General features: G+C 71.2%; 13 protein-coding genes and 1 tRNA gene. 7 read left to right on the top strand and 7 right to left on the bottom strand.

What is annotated here, in order from left to right:
- Positions 1–166: 166 nt before the first annotated feature.
- The 6 genes from B7P34_RS16750 to mycP all read left to right on the top strand — a co-directional run bounded on the left by B7P34_RS16750 (position 167) and on the right by mycP (position 9,100).
- Complete coding sequence (locus tag B7P34_RS16750) at positions 167–1,063, top strand: FAD binding domain-containing protein (RefSeq protein ID WP_106677340.1); 897 nt, start codon at positions 167–169, stop codon at positions 1,061–1,063.
- Positions 1,060–3,333 carry a 2Fe-2S iron-sulfur cluster-binding protein gene (locus B7P34_RS39730; RefSeq protein ID WP_106677338.1) on the top strand — a complete coding sequence of 758 codons (2,274 nt, stop codon included), beginning with the start codon at positions 1,060–1,062 and terminating at the stop codon, positions 3,331–3,333. Before B7P34_RS16750 ends, B7P34_RS39730 begins: the two co-directional genes overlap by 4 nt.
- Positions 3,334–3,356: 23 nt before the next feature.
- Positions 3,357–5,696 (top strand): xanthine dehydrogenase family protein molybdopterin-binding subunit, encoded by a 2,340-nt coding sequence (locus tag B7P34_RS16740; RefSeq protein WP_223267920.1) that lies wholly within the window; start codon positions 3,357–3,359, stop codon positions 5,694–5,696.
- Between the two features lie 109 nt (positions 5,697–5,805).
- Positions 5,806–6,285: a hypothetical protein gene (locus B7P34_RS16735; RefSeq protein WP_106677336.1), complete on the top strand. Its 480-nt coding sequence runs from the start codon at positions 5,806–5,808 to the stop codon at positions 6,283–6,285.
- Between the two features lie 24 nt (positions 6,286–6,309).
- The gene (locus B7P34_RS36765) at positions 6,310–7,908 is read left to right on the top strand and encodes a hypothetical protein (protein ID WP_146166836.1); all 1,599 of its coding nucleotides are present in this window, start codon (positions 6,310–6,312) and stop codon (positions 7,906–7,908) included.
- 13 nt (positions 7,909–7,921) lie between these two features.
- Positions 7,922–9,100, top strand: a complete 1,179-nt coding sequence (mycP, locus tag B7P34_RS16725; RefSeq protein WP_106677332.1) for a type VII secretion-associated serine protease mycosin — start codon at positions 7,922–7,924, stop codon at positions 9,098–9,100.
- 5 nt (positions 9,101–9,105) lie between these two features.
- On the opposite strand, the gene B7P34_RS16720 is transcribed toward mycP, so the two are convergent.
- From B7P34_RS16720 to B7P34_RS16690, 7 genes are all read right to left on the bottom strand, one after another.
- Positions 9,106–9,594 carry a hypothetical protein gene (locus B7P34_RS16720; protein ID WP_106677372.1) on the bottom strand — a complete coding sequence of 163 codons (489 nt, stop codon included), beginning with the start codon at positions 9,592–9,594 and terminating at the stop codon, positions 9,106–9,108.
- Between the two features lie 2 nt (positions 9,595–9,596).
- Complete coding sequence (locus B7P34_RS16715) at positions 9,597–10,094, bottom strand: hypothetical protein (RefSeq protein WP_106677330.1); 498 nt, start codon at positions 10,092–10,094, stop codon at positions 9,597–9,599.
- A 29-nt stretch (positions 10,095–10,123) separates the two neighbouring features.
- Positions 10,124–11,413, bottom strand: coding sequence for a hypothetical protein (locus B7P34_RS16710; protein ID WP_106677328.1), 1,290 nt, complete (start codon positions 11,411–11,413; stop codon positions 10,124–10,126).
- An 18-nt stretch (positions 11,414–11,431) separates the two neighbouring features.
- Complete coding sequence (locus tag B7P34_RS16705; RefSeq protein WP_223267919.1) at positions 11,432–11,920, bottom strand: hypothetical protein; 489 nt, start codon at positions 11,918–11,920, stop codon at positions 11,432–11,434.
- Positions 11,921–12,052: 132 nt separating this feature from the next.
- Positions 12,053–12,799: a hypothetical protein gene (locus B7P34_RS16700; RefSeq protein ID WP_106677326.1), complete on the bottom strand. Its 747-nt coding sequence runs from the start codon at positions 12,797–12,799 to the stop codon at positions 12,053–12,055.
- Between the two features lie 86 nt (positions 12,800–12,885).
- Positions 12,886–12,957, bottom strand: a tRNA-Cys gene (locus B7P34_RS16695).
- Between the two features lie 88 nt (positions 12,958–13,045).
- Positions 13,046–13,915 carry an alpha/beta fold hydrolase gene (locus B7P34_RS16690; protein WP_223267918.1) on the bottom strand — a complete coding sequence of 290 codons (870 nt, stop codon included), beginning with the start codon at positions 13,913–13,915 and terminating at the stop codon, positions 13,046–13,048.
- A gap of 100 nt (positions 13,916–14,015) precedes the next feature.
- Here B7P34_RS16690 and B7P34_RS16685 point away from each other — a divergent pair, with 100 nt between their 5' ends.
- Positions 14,016–14,921, top strand: a complete 906-nt coding sequence (locus B7P34_RS16685; RefSeq protein ID WP_030369419.1) for a LysR family transcriptional regulator — start codon at positions 14,016–14,018, stop codon at positions 14,919–14,921.
- Positions 14,922–15,015 lie beyond the last annotated feature (94 nt).

Raw genomic sequence — 15,015 nt, 5'->3', positions numbered from 1 at the left:
ATTCGCATTGCCGGGGACGGATCGGCGGTTCGTGGACCCTCGCGACGGCGGAGTCCGAAGATGTGCCAGAGTTGCCACGTCCGGGCCGTGAGGACGTACCGTACGGCGGGATCGTACGGCGGGATCAGGCCGGACAGCCGGGACCACCGGGGAAGGGGCAGCTGGGTTGACCACGCACGCACCGCAGGCGGCGCACACGGTGACGCTGCCGGGCTCGCTCGACGAGGCCGTGGCGGCGCTGGCCGCCATGCCCGCGGCCGTGCCCGTCGCGGGTGGCACCGATCTGATGGCCGCCGTCAACTCCGGGCTGCTGCGGCCCGCCGGGCTCGTCGGCCTCGGCCGCATCAGCGAGATCCGCGGCTGGCAGTACCAGGACGGCCACGCCCTGCTCGGCGCCGGCCTCACCCACGCCCGGATGGGCCGCCCCGACTTCGCGGCCCTCATCCCGGCGCTCGCGGCCGCCGCGCGCGCCGCCGGCCCGCCCCAGATCCGCAACGCCGGCACGCTCGGGGGCAACATCGCCTCCGCCGCCCCGACCGGCGACGCCCTGCCCGTCCTCGCCGCCCTCGAAGCCTCCCTCGTCATCGCCGGGCCCGGCGGCGGCCGCCGCGAGATCCCCGTCGGCCACCTCCTCGCCGGCTACGAGATGCTCGGCCCCGGCGAGCTCATCGGCTACGTCCGCGTGCCGCTGCTGCACGCCCCGCAGACCTTCCTCAAGGCCACCGGACGCACCGGCCCCGGCCGGGCCAGCGCGTCCGTGGCCGTCGTCCTCGACCCCGCCCGGCGGGGCGTGCGCTGCGCGGTGGGCGCCGTCGCGCCCATGCCGCTGCGCCCCCTCGACGCCGAGCGCTGGGTCGCCTCGCTCATCGACTGGGACGGCGAGCGCACGCTCGCCCCCGAGGCGTGCGCCGCCTTCGGCGAGTACGTCGCCGCGGCGTGCATCCCGGACCCCGCGCCCGCTCCCGACGGCGGGGAGCCGGGCACCCTGCCGCCCGCCGCGCTGCACCTGCGTCGTACGGTGGCGACTCTGGCCCGCCGAGCACTGGGGAGGGCACTCGCGTGAGTGACGAACAGCGACAGGCCCACGCCGCCGGCCCGGCCGGCTGGGAGCCGATCCCGCGCGGCGGGGAGTACGACGAGGGCACCACGTTCCTGCAGCTGCCCCCGGAGCTCCTCGCCCACCCGGGCGCGGCCATGTCCGGCACGGGCGCCTGGGACCCGCTGGCCGCGGCCGGTTCGGGCGGATACGTCCCGCCGTCCGCGGACTCGTGGCAGCAGGCTCCGGCGGCCGCGGGGGCGCACGGGCAGTGGGGGGTGCCGCAGGGGGCGCAGGCGCCGTACGGGGCGCATGTGCCTCAGGGCGAGGCGCATACGGGTCACGACGGCGGTGCGCACGATGCGCATGGCGTGCATGAGGCGCACGGTGCGCACGACGTGCATGGTGCGCATGACGTGCACGGATCGCATGACGCGCACGGAACGCATAGCGCGCACGGATCGCACGGCGCGCACGGAACTCACGAGGCCGATCCGCAGGCCACCGCGGAGTGGCCGATGCCGGGCGACGCCTCGACGGGTTCGACCGGCCAGTGGTCCGTTCCGGCCGCGGGCGACGACCCCGTCGACGAGTCCGGTGAGTACCTGGTCCGGGGCGGCCCGGCGCAGGAGCCCGCGGGCGCGGCTCCGGCCGCGGCCCCCGCTCCGTGGTCCGCGCAGCCCGTGGACGACTCCTGGCGCCAGTCGCTGGCCGCGGCCACGCCTGCCGCCGGTACGCCCATTCCGGGCGGCACCGGCCAGTGGTCGGTTCCGGTTGTTCCCGAGGAGGCTGCGGACGCGGCCGACACGTCCGGTGAGTACGCGCTGGACGGCTTTGCGAGTCCGGTCGCCGAGAATTCCGCTTCCGGCGAGCCGCCGGCCGTGGACGTGACGGGCGCGTTCACCGTGCCGCAGTACGTCACGGATGTCACCGGTACGGGCGATAATCCGGGCGGTGCGGAGACGGCCGCGGCGGAGACGGCGGCTGCGGCAGCCACGGCGGCCGGGGCGGCTGACGCTGCGGAGGAGCCGGAGCAGCCGGTACACCCGGGGCAGCCGGAGCACCTGGAGCACCCTGAGTACTCGGCGCCCTCGTTGCCGTCGGAGCAGCCGGAGCAGCCGGAGCATCCGGCCGGTGAGCCGGAGCAGCAGCCTGCCCGGACGACGCTGCCGCATCAGGCGATGCACGCGGAGTCGTTCGGCCACGGCGAGCATTCCGGGCACGGCGAGCAGCCCGGGCACACCGGGATGGCTGAGCAGCCCGGGCCCACCGGGATGACCGAGCAGGCTGCCGAACCGGTGGAGCCGGCCGAGCAGCCCGGCCTGCCCACGCTCTCCCACGAGCCGGGGCAGTCCGCGGAGGCGGAGCAGCCGACTCAGCCGGACGAGCCCGCCCAGCAGCCCACGATGCCGGAGCCGTTCGTACCGCAGCAGAGCGGGCCGGAGGCGGCCGGTGCCGCAGCTGCCGCCGGTGCCGGCGCTGCTGCCGGTGCCGTGGCCGCGACGGCGGACGGCGGGCCCGCCCATGAGGAGCCCGCGCCGCCCGCGTACGCCCCCCTCGGACACGACCCGCTCGGCCAGGACCCCCTCGGGGCCCACCCCCTCGCCCCCCACACCGAGCACCCCTGCGCCTCGTACGTCCTGCGCGTCAACGGCACCGACCGGCCCGTGACCGACGCCTGGATCGGCGAGTCGCTGCTGTACGTGCTGCGCGAGCGCCTCGGCCTGGCCGGGGCCAAGGACGGGTGCTCGCAGGGCGAGTGCGGGGCCTGCTCGGTCCAGGTCGACGGCCGCCTGGTGGCCTCCTGCCTGGTCCCGGCCGCGACCACCGCCGGCTCGGAGATCCGTACGGTCGAGGGCCTCGCCGTCGACGGGCGGCCGTCCGACGTGCAGCGGGCGCTCGCCGAGTGCGGCGCCGTGCAGTGCGGCTTCTGCGTGCCGGGCATGGCGATGACCATGCACGACCTGCTGGAGGGCAACCACGCCCCGACCGAGCTGGAGACCCGCCAGGCCATCTGCGGCAACCTCTGCCGCTGCTCGGGCTACCGGGGCGTGCTCGACGCGGTCCGCCAGGTCGTCGGCGAGCGCGAGGCGGCCGCGGCTCACGAGCAGGAGCTCCAGCAGGGACTTGATCAGGGACTTGAGCAGGGCCTGGAGCATGGCGTGGCGCAGGGGCCGGCGCACGGGCTTCAGGACGCGCAGCAGCCGTACGAGGCTGTGCAGCCGGATGCGGACCAGGCCCGCATCCCGCACCAGGCGGGCCCGCACGGCGGGGGCAGCGGAAGGGCGACGGCATGACGGGAAGCGGCGGAATGGGCGGCATGACGGGAACGACCGGCATGACCGACGGCGGCGCCACGGCCATCACCGTCCCCACGCTCGCCTCGCCCGGCGGCCCCGCCGAACCGACGCACGGCATCGGCGCCTCCCTCCCCCCGGCCGACGCGGAGGCCAAGGCCCAGGGCATCTACCCGTACGCGGCCGACCTGTGGGCGGAGGGCCTGCTGTGGGCCGCGCTCCTGCGCTCCCCGCACCCGCACGCCCGCATCCTGTCGATCGACACCTCCGAGGCCGCCCGCATGCCGGGCGTCCGCGCCGTCGTCACGCACGCGGACGTGCCGGGCGACGCCGCCCACGGCCGCAAGGTCGCCGACCGGCCGGTCTTCGCGTCCGACATCGTGCGCCACCATGGCGAGCCGATCGCCGCCGTCGCCGCCGACCACCCCGACACGGCGCGGCTGGCCGCGGCGGCCATCGCCGTCGAGTACGAGGTGCTGGAGCCGGTCACCGACCCCGAGCAGGCGTTCTCCGCCGAGCCGCTGCACCCCGACGGCAATCTGATCCGCCACATCCCGCTGCGCTTCGGCGACCCGGAGGTCGTCGGCGAGGTGATCGTCGAGGGGCTGTACCGGATCGGCCGCCAGGACCCCGCGCCCATCGGCGCCGAGGCCGGCCTGGCCGTGCCCCGCCCCGACGGCGGCGTCGAGATCTACACCGCGTCCACGGACCCGCACGCCGACCGCGACCTCGCCGCCGCCTGCTTCGGCCTGGCACCGGAGCGCGTGAAGATCGTCGTCACCGGCGTGCCCGGCGCGACGGGCGACCGCGAGGACCCCGGCATGCAGCTGCCGCTCGGCCTGCTCGCGCTGCGCACCGGCCACCCCGTCAAGCTCGTCGCCACCCGCGAGGAGTCCTTCCTCGGCCACCCGCACCGCCACCCCACCCTGCTGCGCTACCGCCACCACGCGGACGCCGACGGCAAGCTGGTGAAGGTCGAGGCGCAGATCCTGCTGGACGCGGGCGCCTACGCCGACTCCTCGTCCGACGCCCTGGCCGCAGCCGTGGCCTTCGCCTGCGGCCCGTACGTGGTCCCGCACGCCTTCGTCGAGGGCTGGGCCGTCCGTACGAACAACCCGCCGTCCGGCCACGTGCGCGGCGAGGGCGCCATGCAGGTGTGCGCCGCGTACGAGGGCCAGATGGACAAGCTCGCGGCCCGCCTGGGCCTCGACCCGGCGGAGCTGCGCCTGCGCAACGTGATGGCCACGGGCGACCTGCTGCCCACCGGCCAGACCGTCACCTGCCCCGCGCCCGTCGCCGAACTCCTGCGCGCCGTCCGCGACTACCCGCTGCCCGCCCTCCCCTCCGACGACCCCGAGGAGGAGTGGATGCTGCCCGGCGGCCCCGACGGCGCGGGCGAGCCCGGCGCGGTGCGGCGCGGCGTCGGCTACGGCCTGGGCATGGTGCACATGCTCGGCGCGGAGGGCGCCGACGAGGTCTCGACGGCGACGGTCAAGGTGACCGGCCCGACGGCGACGGTCATCTGCGCGGCCGTGGAGACCGGCCAGGGCTTCTCGACCCTCGCCCGCCAGATCGTCCAGGAAGTCCTGGGCCTGGACGAGGTCTACGTCGCCCCCGTCGACACCGACCAGCCCCCCTCCGGCCCCGGCGCGCACAGCCGCCACACGTGGGTCTCGGGCGGCGCGGTCGAGCGGGCGGCCCGGATGGTGCGGACGCAACTGCTGCAGCCGCTGGCCGCACAGTTCGGCATGTCCGCGGAGCTGCTGACGATCGCCGACGGAAAGATCACCTCGTACGACGGCGTCCTGAGCACGACGGTCGCCGAGGCCCTGGACGGCAAGGAACTCTGGGCCACGGCCCAGTGCCGCCCCCACCCGACCGAGCCGCTCGACGAGTACGGGCAGGGCGACGCCTTCGTGGGCATCGCCTTCTGCGCGGTGCGCGCGGTCGTGGACGTGGACGTGGAACTGGGATCCGTCCGAGTCGTCGAAATGGCGGTGGCCCAGGACGTGGGCCGGGTCCTCAACCCGGCGCAGGCGAGGTCCCGCATCGAAGCGGGAGTGACCCAGGGCGTGGGCGCAGCCCTGACGGAGAACCTCCGCACCGCGGGCGGAATGGTCCGCCGCCCGGACCTCACCGGCTACGCCCTGCCCACGTCCCTGGACATCCCCGACATCCACATCGTGAAGCTGGTCGAGGAACGGGACGTGGTCGCCCCGTTCGGCGCCAAGGCGATCAGCGCGGTGCCGGTCGTGACGTCCCCGGCGGCGGTGGCAGCAGCGGTACGAGCGGCAACGGGCCGCCCGGTCAACCGCCTGCCGATCCGCCCGCAGGCGGCGGTGGCGGCGGCCGTCAACTCCTGATCCTTATGTGAATGTCACTGCCTGGCAGTAGTGTGTAGCGTGAAGTCACATGTGACGGCCGAGGGTTGACGGGCGGCCGCGGGGTGGGGAAGGCAGTGAAGAGGCGCACGTGACTGAGCAGGCATCGCCCCAGGGGGGCTTCGCAGCCGAACTGGCCTCGCTGAAGAAGTTCAAGGGCCGAGTGGATGAGCTGCTGAGGACGCTCGACGAATCCGACGGGGCGCCGAGCAAGATGGCCGACACGGGGTTGACGCAGGCCCACCTGGGCCAGGGATTCAGCGCTGCGGAGGCGCTCTACGGCGTCTACTACTCCGTTCACTCCGACCTGGTGACGCTCTCTCAGCTCCTCAACGACCAGATCAAGGCACTCGGCGACGCCATGCTGGAAGCCCATGGAGGCTACGCCAACGCGGACGCGGAGGAGCGGGAGAAGCTTTGGGCGATCCATGAGCGGATGCGGCGCCAGTACGACCCGAAGCTCGACCCGGATGCCGGGCCGGCGCAGCCGCACACGTCGAGGACGGGGCCCCGTACGGAACTGCCCGCCGATGGCAGCAACAACGGATCAGGCAGGCCCACCCACTTCTAGACGAGGGAAGGAAGCACAGCACCCGTGACCGACCAAGCCTTGCCCAGAAGTGACAAGGACCCGCGACAGTTGCCGATGTGCACGCCTGTCCAGAACTTCTACGCCATCCCGCACGAGAAGCTCCAGGCCATGGTCGAGAACGCCGACCAGCACCGCGTCTCCTCGGTCGCCCTCACCCTCAAGGGCGCGGCCCAGGCCATCAAGGAGCTCGGCGACGACCTCAAGAAACATATCGAGGGTGTCGTCTGGTCGGGCGAGGCCGGCGAAGCCTTCCGCAGGTGGGGCAACTCCATGGCCAATGAGACGCTCCGGCTCAGCGATTACGCCAAGGAGGTCGACAAGTGGATGCACTTCGCGTCCACGGACCTGGGCAGCGCGCGACGTATGCCGAAGTACTCGCCGCAGGACAAGGCCACGGTCGACGCCTGGCTGAAGAACCATCCGCTGGCGCTGGGCAAGGTCCCCATGCCCGGCCTGGAGCCTCTCGGCGGCAACAACCTGGTGAGTGGCGGCCCTACGCAGAAGGAGGCGTACGACGCCCAGAAGCGACTCGATGACAACCACAAGGCAGCAGCTGGGCTGATGAAGGCGCTGGCGGAGTCGTACGATCAGTCGGCGACGCAGATCTTGCGGGCGCCCAGACCTAATTTTCGGCCTATGCCGGAAAAGGTGATGCCGGCCAAGAAGTCGCCAAGCGATCCGAGTGAGTATGTCGACTTCCCTGTCGACGGTGCCGGAGCGCCGTCGACGGGTTCAACGGCTAGGGTCTCGCCTGCGGGCTACGTGGGCGCTGCTTCAGCTGGTAGCGGTTCTGGCGGCGTCTCGACGCCGTCCGGACCTGCGGAACGGCTGGTTCGGCGGCCGGAACTCGATCTCTCCGGCGGCGTTGACGCACCCCCGCGTGTGACAGTTCCGCAGCCGGAACGGCATCTGGTCACACCGCCGGATGCCGGGAAGACGCAGATTCCCGTGCCGCATATCCCTGTACCCAACTGGCCTGGGTCTGAAGGGCGTCCCGATACGGACCGCCGCCCGGGAAGGCCAATTCCTGATCGGAGCGGGCGGCCGACCCCCAGGATTCCGGCTCCAGAGGCCGGGCCTGGTACCAGCCGCCGTCCGGACATTCGGCTGCCGAACGTGCCGCGCGATGGCATCGTCGGTGGCCGCCGCACGCCGCGTGGATCGTCTGTGCCGACCCAGAACCCGGGACGGGTTCCGGTATTCGGTACGGAACCCTCCCCGCGGCAGGGGCAGACCCGACCGCCCATGGTCCCCGGTACGGGTTTCGGCGGTGTGCCCGGGCCTGCAGCCAGTAGCCCAGGAACCGGAGCAGGCAGAGCCAGAGCAACGGAGCCGGGTGGAATTGTCGGAGGCCGTCCTGGAGGTGGCAGTGCAGCCTTCACTCCGGGCGGCACTGGTCTGGTCCGTGGCGCGGGCACGGGGGAGAACCGCAACAACGCCTCTGGTCGGCCCGGGATGATGGGCGGCTTCATGCCTGCGACAGGGGCAGGTGGCGCCGCTCCGGAGGGGCGGTCTGGCGGTCGACGCCCCGACTACCTGGTCGAAGATGAGGAGACCTGGAACCAGGACAACAAGCGCGTTGTGCCACCGGTGATTGAGTAGAGGGCCCATCCACATGCGCAGTACTCGTGTCGTTGCTTCTTTGCTCGTCACGCTAATCGTGACTGGGGTGGCGGCCTCGCCAGCTCACGCCGACACCGTCCGCTCCCGCCAGTGGCATCTGGATGTGATGCACGCAGAGGAGATGTGGGAGACGAGTACCGGCGCCGGGATCGCAGTGGCTGTGATCGACACCGGAGTCGATGCGAGCCTGCCCGACCTTCAAGGCCAGGTACTCGAAGGGAAGAACTTCTCAGGGCAGCCGGACGACGCACGCACGGATACCGAAGGCCACGGCAGCAAGATGGCGGCCCTCATTGCCGGAACGGGAAAGAGAGGACGGGTTACAGGCTCCTACGGCCTGGCTCCTGGGGCGAAGATCCTTCCTATCCGAGTGAGGCAGAAAGGGACCGCTTTGGATGGCACGAAGTCGATGGTCGACGCACTCCACTACGCGGCGGAGTCTGATGCAAAGATCATCAATATTTCGCTGGGTGGCCCAGGCGATGAGGAAGAGGAGAAGGCCATCTCCTATGCCTTGAGCAAGGGAAAGATGATCTTCGCTGCGGCTGGTAACTCGGGTGACAAGGGCAACGTGGTGGAGTACCCCGCCGCATACCCGGGCGTCATCGGCGTAGCTGGCGTTGATCAGGAAGGTGCCGCAGCGAGTTGGTCGCAGCACGGCCCCCAGGTGGATTTGTCTGCACCAGGCACAGATATGTACGCGGCCTGCGCGGGCGGTACTGAACTCTGCCGAGGCAATGGCACCAGCGATGCCACGGCCCTCGCCTCCGCCTCCGCCGCCCTGATCTGGTCCGTCCACCCCACCTGGACCGCCAACCAAGTCACCCGCGTCCTCATCAACACCGCCGGCGGCACCGGCACAGCCGAAAAGCGCAACGACTACGTCGGCTACGGCGCCGTCCGCCCCCGCATCGCCCTCAAGGATCCGGGCGACCCGGGCCCGGCTGACGTGAACCCCCTTCCGGGGCCGGCGCCTGCGCAGAGTCCGAAGAGTGGTGACGGTCAGGACACCGCCGACAACCTTTCGAAGCATTCCGGTACCGACGCTTCGGCGAACAACGGCGGCGGCACCCCCACCAAATGGATCGCTCTCGGCGCCGGAGCCGCAGTCGTGGTGGGGGCGGCGATCGCCACTCCCATTGTCCTTAACCGCCGCCGCAAACGCCCATAGACCGGTTACAGCTGGGACACTCCGCGCCAGATCCACCCTGAGCTGAGAGTCGCCTTCTGCAGAGCCCTTTTCACGTCGCGCGTGTCCAACGTCGTGACTTTGCGTCGACGGCCGTCGGGCCCCCGCTCGTATTTCCACTCCACCGTGAATGATCGCCCACGACGGTACGCGTGCTGCATGTGCGGCCCGCCACCGGCGGAAGACCATTTCTCCTGGATGAACCGCACCTCACGCCCTGACGGGTCCAGGCGCATCCGGATCCTGAGTCTGTGCTCCTCTTGCCGGCGGGGCATGTCGTCGTCGAGACCGGTCGTCCGGAACCACCACTCCGCCACCACGTCGGCGTTCTCCGTGGGGCCGGCATCGCGTATGCGGAACGGCACGCGAGGGCCGTTGATGGTGAGGAGCGCGTTCCGGACCTCCGCGGCGGAAAGCGGTACGACGTCGTTGTCGGGGTATCTGGTGCCGAGCCATTTGTCCTGGAGCCGGCCCATCACTAAGCCTCCGCCCCGGCGCTCAGGCCCACTGTGCGTACGAAGTCCTGGAATTCGGCAAGAACGGTGCCGTGCTGGAGCGCGGTGGCCGTCAGGGCCAGCCGGACCACCGCCCGTCGGCGGGGGTCCGCGACGTCCAGTACGGACAAGTACACCTGGGACTGGACAAGGTCGCGGCGTGCGGCACCAGCCTCCGCTGCGAAGGTCAGCCGCTGAGTCAGGGCGGGTGCATCCGGGGAGCCGACCTCGTGCCGAGCGGTCACTGTCACTGACTCGGCGAACTCTCCCAAGCGCCGTACCGATTCGTCGGCGATCTGGGCCAGTGCCGCCGCGTCCGGCCGGTACTCACCATCGATGGTGATGTTGGCAGTGAACCCGCCGTCCGGCTGCGGATGCACCGCAGCAAAGGCCACGCCAGTGGCCCCGATCGTGTCCGGATCGACTGGGAGCCAGCCCTCAGGCAGGTGGAATTCGATCGGCACCGGCAGTGTTGCGGCCATTTCACGGCCTCCTTTCACAGGGGAACGCATCAGAACCAGTTGCTGACGGCGTTCTTGATGGAGCCGGCACCGATCGCCTCAGCCGCATGGCCGACGGTTTTGCCGAACTTGTCCGGATCGACGGTGATCTCGACTCCCAAGGCGCCGCCGAGCGGCGCCGCGACACCTGCTTTGCCGCCGATCTTCCACTTGCCGGTCTTGTCGTCCTTCTGGTAGCCGAGCTTGCCCTCCGCGCCGGAGCCGGCCCACCCCTCGGCCGTTCCGCCGATGCCGATGCCGGCGAACTCGAAGCCACCGGCCACGCCACCCTTCGCTCCCCCGAATGCCTTCGCGCCTACGCTGCCCTCCTTCTTGGTCGCCTTGGCGCTGACTCCGGCCTCTTCACCGACGAATCCGTCAGCTCGCAGATAGAGGGGGATATGTCCGCTGTCTTCGCGTACTTCGATCATGCCCCGCCCTCCCCAGGACATCTCGGCGGCGGCGCTGACGCCCTTGTCGCTGAAGCCGTAGTTCGCTGTTGCCCTTGACCCCGCATAGGCGTCGGCGGTCACCGACACATCCGCAGGCCCGTCGGTGAGCGATCTCTGCGCGGTCACGTGGCCCAGGTCGCCGTATGCCTTGAACCTGCTCTCCTTGCCGTATGAGGGGCTGCCGGTCGCAGAGGAACCGGCAGCGGGCCCGGTCGCCGTGACTTTCCACCCGTCGGTTGTCGTAGCGCGGGCCTCCGGCACTCCCGCCTTGGTCAAGTCGCCCTCGGCGTCCGCGTTGAATCCGCCGAAGCCCGCCGCGCGTGTCAGCGCCCGGCGGATGCTCTGGTCGGCCTCATCAACGGCCTGGACCGCCTTCGCGATGCTGTCGGTCCATTCCTGTGCCTTCTGCTGGGCGTCGGCCACCGCCCGGGGATAGTCCGGGTCGTGCTGGAGGGCCTGCTTCTCCTGTGCGGACAGCTTGTCGAAGCCGACGTATACGGCCTTGCCCGAGTCGTCGACCTTGTAGTCCTTCGCCTTGGCGTCGGCGACCAGGTCCTTCACTGCTTTCTGCAGCCGGGAGAGCTCGGTATGCGCTTGCTTCAGCAGGCTCGCGACGGCCAGTGCTTCTGCCTTGGCCGCGGCGTACTCGGAGGCGGTGAACGCAGCGCTGCTCTGATGTGCGGCTAGGGCCAGCCCCTGCCAGTTGCCATTGGCCAGGGCACGTTGGACGTGTGCTTCGTAATGGCCCTTGAGCTCGCCGAAGCGCTCTCCCATCTTCTGCCACATCTCGGATGCGCCCAGCAGTGGCGCCAAGTCGGCTGTCGTCACGTCTTCATAACTCAGCGGCATGCTCCCCCTCCCCACCCGTCACCATTCGTTTATTCGGCTGCGGGACGGGCTCTGCGTCCCTCTCGTCGAGCCGAATTGCTCCCCGATGGCGACGTCCTGACCTCGGAAGAGGGTGTTCGTGCCGCGCAGCGCGTCCAGCTCGCGGTTCAGCCGGTTCAACAGGCCGTTCGTCTGTCCCTGCCAGACCGCCATCGCCTCCGACAGCCCTTTGTCCGCGGCCCAAGCGGACAGCCCTTTCAACCCCGTGTCCGGCTTCAGCAGGCTCGACCGTGCGGCCCCCGCGACCAGTGGTGGCTGAACCGGGCCGCCGCCTTCGCCGATGCGGCCGGCAGCCCTGGTGTCCGGCAGCAGATGCTGCTCTATGTACGACGCCGCCCGCTGCTTGTCGCCGGCGGAGCTCGCCATCCCCTGGCCGCCGCCCACCCCGCCGGCTGTCGCTTGGTTCGGCTGCGGCTGCGGCTGCGGCTGCTGCGCTGACTGCTGTTCGCCAGAACTCCCGGAACTCATAGGCTTCCCCCCCCCTATGCGCGCGCCTCTACCCGTCCGGCGCCGGTCGGCGCAGCACAGGCACCTGGCGTGTACCTTACAGATTCCGTTGAGCGGGCTACGGAGGCATCGGAGGCATCGGAGTCAGTGGAGTCAGCGGAGTGGCAGTAGCCAGTGGGCTTCGGCCCGGTAGTCCGTCGGGGTGCAGCTGAAGTCCAAGGCGGTTGCGTCCGGTGGGGCGGTGGTGTGCATTTTCACCGCCACCTTCTGGTGGGGCGCGAGTTCCTTCGGGAATTCCGGGCTCGTGGGGCCGGTGGAGGTGAGGCCGTCCGGCTTGAATTTCTGTTCGCTTCTGATGCCGCTCGACGCCAGGCTGACGGACTTCCCCTGATCGTTGACGTACGTGACCGTGAACTCGTAGGTCACCTCGCCCTTCGCCAGGGCGGCGTCACCGGGGCGGTTCGGGACGCGGCGGGCCTTGCTGACCGTCACCCGGATGCCGTCCCGGTAGCGGGCCGTTCCGCCGGGGTCCAGGGGCGTCTCGTACTTGCCGCCCCTGGAGACCAGGTCCTCCGGCCTTTCGTCGAGGTGGGACAGGCCGTCGACGAACCAGATCGTCAGGCCCAGGCAGACAGCCGTGGCCGTGGCTCCCAGGGAGAGGCCGATGAGCGCCGGGGCGCGTTCATCGGCTCTGTCCTGCTTCACCCTTCTCCAGCCGATCGCGCCGCAGACCGTCGCGGCCAGACCGAGCGGGACGGCCAGTGGAATGCCCCAGACGGTGCCGGCGGCCAGTACTGCCAGGACGGCCAGCACCAGTGCCGCCATGCCGACGCCGTTGGGTCGCTCGGGCGTGGGGCCGGGGAGGCCGGGGAGGGCTTCCGGCGTCGGCTTTGTCTTCATGAGGTGATCACACCTCGGGGTGTGCCTTCCGCGGGAGCGCACGCTCACTCAATCCGGTTTGAGTAGGCGTACTCAGATCCGCGTAGAGGCCGTGACCGGAATCGAACCGGCGTAACTCGCTTTGCAGGCGAGTCCCTCAACCACTCGGGCACACGGCCAAGTTGTGCTCCTGGTGTGGACACTATGGCTGCGCACCACGGCGTTCAACGGTCCGGCCCCCGCCGCAATGCGACTGCCATCGTGCGTTCACACCGCCTCCGGGTCGTAACCCCGTTCCAGGAAGGACTCCACCACCGGCCGGAAGAGGTCCGGCTCGTCCACCCACGGGTAGTGCCCCACGCCGTGCAGCGTGCGGACCGCCGCCGTGCGGAAGGACGCCGCCACCAGCTCCCCCGCGCGCATTCCCGCCAGCGCGTCCCGGTCGCCCCTGATGACCAGGACCGGGCAGCCGACCTCGGGGAGGCGGGCGAGGAGGGCGTGGCGGGCCGGGTCGTCGACGCCCTGCCAGAAGCCGGCGCGGGGGACCGGGCCGAGCTGGTCGGGTTCGGTGGCGGCGTGGGCGCGCTGGGGGGCTTCCCAGCGGCCGTAGCCCATGGGGGCGGCGCGCAGCAGGAGGCTGCGGACCTCGGCCATGTCGGCGGCCGTGGGGAGGGTGTGGAGGGCCACGTACGCGTCCGTCCACCAGTCCTCCGCCGCGCGGGACTCGAAGATCTCCTCGGCGTCGTCGGGCAGTTCGCCCTGGAGCCGCGAGCCGGGGGTGACCAGCACCAGCCGGGTGAGGCGGTCGCCGTGCTGCGCCGCGTAGGCCTGGGCCGTCGCGCAGGCCGCGTCGTGGGCGAGCAGGGCGAAGGACGCAAGGCCCAGGTGCGCGCGGAGGGACTCCAGGTCCTCGGCGAGCGCCGGGAACGCGTACCCCCACGGCTCGGGGGAGGGCGGGGAGGCGCCCGTGCCGCGGCTGTCCGGGATGATCAGGGTGCGGTGGGCGTCCAGGCCGCCCAGGGTGCCCAGGTACGCGGCGTCCCGCCCCGGGCCGCCCGCCAGGCACACCAGGGGAGGACCTGCGCTCTCCGGCCCCTCCAGCATCCGGTAGCTCAGTTCCACTCCGTCGTACGACACGTAATGCGGCATAAGCCTGCCTTATCCCTTCCGTCCGGTAATCCAGAAGCTACCCCTCACCTCTCTCCCCGCTATCCCAAATTCCGCTTATGATTCCCGCGTGTTCGACTCGCGGCACATCAAGACGTTCCACGCGGTGGTCACGGCCGGTTCGTACTCCGCGGCCGCCCGCGTGCTCGGCTACACCCAGCCCGCGATCACCCAGCAGATGAAGGCGCTGGAACGCTCCGTCGGCACCCCGCTGTTCACCCGCGTCGGCCGCCGCATGCGGCTCACCGAGGCCGGCGAGGCGCTCGCCCGGCACGCGGAGACCATCCTCGACAGTCTCACCGCCGCCCAGCAGCAGATGAGTTCGCTGACGCGCCTGCGCGCCGGACGCGTCAGGGTCTGCGCCTTCCCCAGCGCCAGCGCCACGCTGATACCCGAGGCGCTCGCCCGGCTCGCCGCCGACCACCCCGGCATCCGCGTCGAGCTCCTGGAGGGCGAGCCGCCCGACTCGATCCGCCGCCTCGTGCGCGGCGAGTGCGACATCACCCTCGCCTTCACCTACCCCGGCCTGCACGAACAGGTCCCCGAGGAGCTGGTGGAGATACCGCTCATGGAGGACCAGCTCACCGTCCTGATGCCCATAGGGCACCCCCTCGCCCGCCGCCGCGCCGTCAAACTCGCCGACCTGGCCGGGGAGCGCTGGATCGCCGGCTGCCTGCGCTGCCGCACCAACTTCCTCCACGAGTGCGCCGAGGTCGGCTTCGCGCCCGACATAGCCTTCACCACCGACGACAACCTCGTCGTCCAGTCGCTGGTCGCCGAGGGCCTCGGCATCGCGATGATGCCCGGCCTCGTCCTGTCCTTCATGCGCCACGACCGGATCACCGGGCGCGCCCTCGACCCGGCCTCGCGCCGCCAGGTCTCGGCGTACGTGCTGCGCGACCACCTGCGGATCCCGGCGACCGCGCTCGTCCTGGACGAGCTCAAGGCGGTCGCCGCCCGGCGCGTCGGCTGCTGACCGGCCGGCGGCCGGCCGCAAACCGGTCAGCCGATCCATAAGCGCTCGTTGGGTTCCGGTCAACAGACTGTCGTTGGACCCGCCGGACCGACCG

Origin of the sequence: Streptosporangium nondiastaticum (assembly GCF_003011965.1) — a bacterium.
Taxonomy (GTDB): Bacteria; Actinomycetota; Actinomycetes; order Streptomycetales; family Streptomycetaceae; genus Streptomyces; species Streptomyces nondiastaticus.
The sequence above is the reverse complement of the archived record's forward strand: the minus strand, read 5'-3'. Positions and strand labels throughout refer to the sequence as shown.